Here is a 3,886-nt window from a genome sequence, read left to right as displayed (position 1 = left end):
GCCGACGATGGGCGAGAACAAGGGCACCGTCTCCGGCGCCGCTGGCGGCGCGACCGCCGAGAACCAGAACAGCAAGCTCGAGCATTGCGACGAGACGCTGGGCACGCTGGCGATCTTCGAGGACACCAACGCCCCCTGGTGGTCGCAGTTGCGTGACCGCCAGCTGGGCTCCACGGTGCCGGTGCTGCGCCTGATGGTCCAGCAGTCCAACTGCTTCGTGATCGTGGAGCGCGGCAAGGCCTTCGCCAACATGGAGCGCGAGCGGGCGCTGATGCAGTCGGGCGAGGTCCGTGCCGGCAGCAACTTCGGCCAGGGCCAGATGGTCGCCGCCGACTACACGATGAGCCCCGAGATCCAGTTCGCCGGCAAGACCGGCGGTGGTGGCGGTGGCATCGGCACCGGCGCGATCGGGCTGCTGACCGCGGTCGCGGCCAACGTCAGCCAGAACGAGGCGTCCACGACGCTGCTGCTGGTGGACAACCGCTCCGGCGTGCAGATCTCGGCGGCGGAGGGCACGGCCAAGAACTTCGACTTCGGTTTCGGCGGCGCCAGCTTCTTCAGCAACACCGCCATCGCTGGCGGCGCCTACGGCAAGACGCCGGCGGGCAAGGTCATCGTGACCGCCTTCGCGGACTCGTACAACCAGATGGTCAAGGCGCTGCGCAACTACAAGGCGCAGCAGGTCAAGGGCGGCCTGGGCACCGGCGGTCGACTCGGCGTGCAGGGCGGCTCGACCGCGGCCTCCAAGGAGCTGGACCAGCCTGCCGCCGCACCGAAGGCCGCGCCGAAGCCGGCCGCCAAGCCCGCGGCGAAGAAGCCGGCGACCTCGGGCACGACCGGGACGACCGGGAAGTAAATCGCCCTCACCCCAACCCTCTCCCACTTCGCGGGAGAGGGGGCCATGCCGGGGACTCCCGCCACCGCGCGGGAGACGCGGCCTGCCTCAGCGCTGCTCGATCTCGGCGCGCAGGCGCTCTTCCTGCTCGCGCAATTCCGGGGTGAAGGCTTCGCCGAAGTCCTCGACCTCGAAGATCTGGCGGATCTCGATGTCCGAGTCGCCCGTCTGCGGATTCGGGCACTTCTTGACCCACTCGATCGCCTCCTGCAGCGAGGCGCACTCCCAGATCCAGAAGCCGGCGATCAGCTCCTTGGTCTCGGCGAACGGACCGTCGGTGACGGTGCGGGACTCCCCGGAGAAGCGCACTCGCACGCCCTTGCGGCTCGGATGCAGCCCCTCGCCCGACTTCATGATGCCGGCCTTGACGAGTTGCTCGTTGTACGCGCCCATCGCGGCGAGCAGTTCGGTGCTGGGCATCTCGCCCGCTTCGCTGTGGCTGTCGGCCTTGACGATGACCATGAATCGCATGACGTGCTCCTGAATGCGCCCGGGTGGGACGCTGAAAGTGGATGAGGGTGGACGACCATGGCCGTCTCACCCTCATGACGTCTGGCGCCGCCGGATTTCGACAGGCGCCGCGAAATTTCCCCCCGTGCCCCTCAGGCCGCCAGCAGCTGCCGCAGCACGTAGGGCAGGATGCCGCCGTGGCGGTAGTACTCGACCTCGATCGGCGTGTCGATGCGCAGGATCAGCGGCACGCGGCGCTCGGCGGCGCCGGCGGCACGGATGATCAGCGTCGCTTCCGATTGCGGCCGGATCTCGTTGCCCAGTTCGATGTCGATGAGCTCGTCGCCCTTGAGCCCCAGCGATTCCCAGGAATCGCCCGGACGGAACTGCAGCGGCAGCACGCCCATGCCGACCAGGTTGGAGCGGTGGATGCGTTCGAAGCTCTTGGCCACCACCGCCTTGATGCCCAGCAGCTGCGTGCCCTTGGCCGCCCAGTCCCGGCTGGAACCGGTGCCGTATTCCTCGCCGGCGAAGATCACCGTCGGGGTACCGGCGGCGATGTAGCGCATCGCGGCGTCGTAGATGAACAGCTTCTCGCCGCCGGGCTGGAACAGCGTCAGCCCGCCTTCCTCGCGCGCACCGTCCGGCTTGGCCGGGATCATCAGGTTCTTGATCCGGACGTTGGCGAAGGTGCCGCGCATCATGACCTCATGGTTGCCGCGGCGCGAGCCGTAGCTGTTGAAGTCGGCCTTGAGCACGCCTTGCTCCTTCAGGTAGCTGCCCGCGGGCGACGCTTCCTTGATCGAGCCGGCGGGCGAGATGTGGTCGGTGGTGATCGAGTCGCCGAACAGCGCCATGATGCGCGCGTCCCGCACGCCGACCTCCTGCGCCTGCGGGATCTGCGTGAAGCCGCTGAAGAAGGGCGGCTGCGCGATGTAGGTGCTGCGCGGCCAGCCGTAGACCTGGCCGGTGCCGCCGGTGATCTTCTTCCAGAGCTCGCCCGGCTCGGCCTTGACCTTGCCGTAGTTGGCCCGGTACGCGTCGGGATTGAGCGCGAGCTTGAGCAGCGCGTAGATCTCGTCGCTGGTGGGCCAGATGTCGCCCAGGTAGACCGCCCGGCCGCCGGTGCCGTGGCCGACCGGCTCGGTCATCAGGTCGCGGGTCACGTTGCCGGCGATCGCGTAGGCCACCACCAGCGGCGGGCTGGCCAGGAAGTTGGCCTTGATGTTGGGATGGATGCGCGCCTCGAAGTTGCGGTTGCCCGACAGCACGGCGGCGCACACCAGGTCGTTGCCGGTGATGGCCTCGTTGATCTCGGGCGTCAGGTCGCCGGCGTTGCCGATGCAGGTCGTGCAGCCGTAGGCGGCGACGGTGAAACCCAGCTGCTCCAGGTAGGGCAGCAGGCCGGCCTTCTCCAGGTACTCGGTGACGATGCGCGAGCCCGGCGCCAGCGAGGTCTTGATGTGCGGCTGCACCTTCAGGCCAGCCTCGACCGCCTTCTTGGCCAGCAGGCCGGCGGCCAGCAGCACGCTCGGGTTGGAGGTGTTGGTGCAGGAGGTGATCGCCGCGATCAGCACGTCGCCGTTGGCGATCGACAGGCCCTTCTGGGCGCCGCCCAGCGGGAAGCGCTGGTGCAGCTTGGCGGCCGGCTGGTTGAAGCCGTTGTCGGCCACCGGCTTGCTGTACAGCGAGGTGAAGGTCTTGGCCAGGTCGGTGATGACGATGCGGTCCTGCGGGCGCTTGGGGCCGGCCAGCGAGGGCACGACGCTGCCCAGGTCCAGCGAGACGACCTGGCTGAAGCGGATGTCGCCCGCCTTGGGGATGCCGAACAGGCCCTGCGCGCGGAAGTAGCTCTCGAAGGCCTCGATCTCCTCGGTCGTGCGGCCGGTGCCCTTGAAGTAGTCGATGGTGCGCTCGTCGACCGGGAAGAAGCCCATCGTCGCGCCGTATTCCGGCGCCATGTTGCCGATGGTGGCGCGGTCGGGCACGGACAGCGAGGCGGTGCCCTCGCCGAAGAACTCGACGAACTTGCCCACCACCTTGGCCTTGCGCAGGATCTCGGTGACGGTCAGCACCAAGTCCGTGGCGGTGACGCCCTCGCGCAGGCGGCCGGTGAGCTCGAAACCGACCACGTCCGGCGTCAGGAAGTAGACCGGCTGGCCGAGCATGCCGGCCTCGGCCTCGATGCCGCCGACGCCCCAGCCGACGACGCCGATGCCGTTGATCATCGTCGTGTGGCTGTCGGTGCCGACCAGCGTGTCGGGGTAGTAGACGGTGCCGGCGCCGCCGCCGGTCTTGTTGTCGGTCTTGTGGACGCCACGGGCGAGGTATTCCAGGTTGACCTGGTGGACGATGCCGAAGCCCGGAGGCACGACGCCGAAGGTGTCGAAGGCCTGCATGCCCCACTTCATGAATTCATAGCGCTCGCGGTTGCGCTCGAACTCCAGCTTCATGTTCAGGTCCAGCGCCTGCTTGTCGCCGAAGTGGTCGATCATGACGGAGTGGTCCACCACCAGGTCGACCGGCACCAGCGGCTCGATC

At 68.3% G+C, this 3,886-nt stretch carries 3 protein-coding genes; 1 reads left to right on the top strand and 2 read right to left on the bottom strand.

Features of this window, described 5'->3' with window-relative positions:
• On the top strand, window positions 1-856 hold an 856-nt coding region (locus tag FUT87_RS21155; protein ID WP_222617232.1), incomplete at its 5' end, for a CsgG/HfaB family protein.
• A gap of 87 nt (window positions 857-943) precedes the next feature.
• On the opposite strand, the gene FUT87_RS21150 is transcribed toward FUT87_RS21155, so the two are convergent.
• Both FUT87_RS21150 and acnA read right to left on the bottom strand, forming a co-directional pair.
• A complete protein-coding gene (locus tag FUT87_RS21150; RefSeq protein ID WP_147242298.1) occupies window positions 944-1,366 on the bottom strand; it encodes a YciI family protein in 423 nt (140 codons plus the stop codon).
• 131 nt (window positions 1,367-1,497) lie between these two features.
• A partial coding sequence (gene acnA / locus FUT87_RS21145) for an aconitate hydratase AcnA (protein WP_147242297.1) occupies window positions 1,498-3,886 on the bottom strand: 2,389 nt, incomplete at its 5' end.

It is taken from the genome of Mitsuaria sp. TWR114, assembly GCF_007997345.1.
The sequence above is the reverse complement of the archived record's forward strand: the minus strand, read 5'-3'. Positions and strand labels throughout refer to the sequence as shown.

Coding starts and splice junctions, on each gene's coding strand:
- FUT87_RS21150 (WP_147242298.1), bottom strand. CDS start 1,366: ATGCGATTCATGGTCATCGTCAAGGCCGACAGCCACAGCGAAGCGGGC.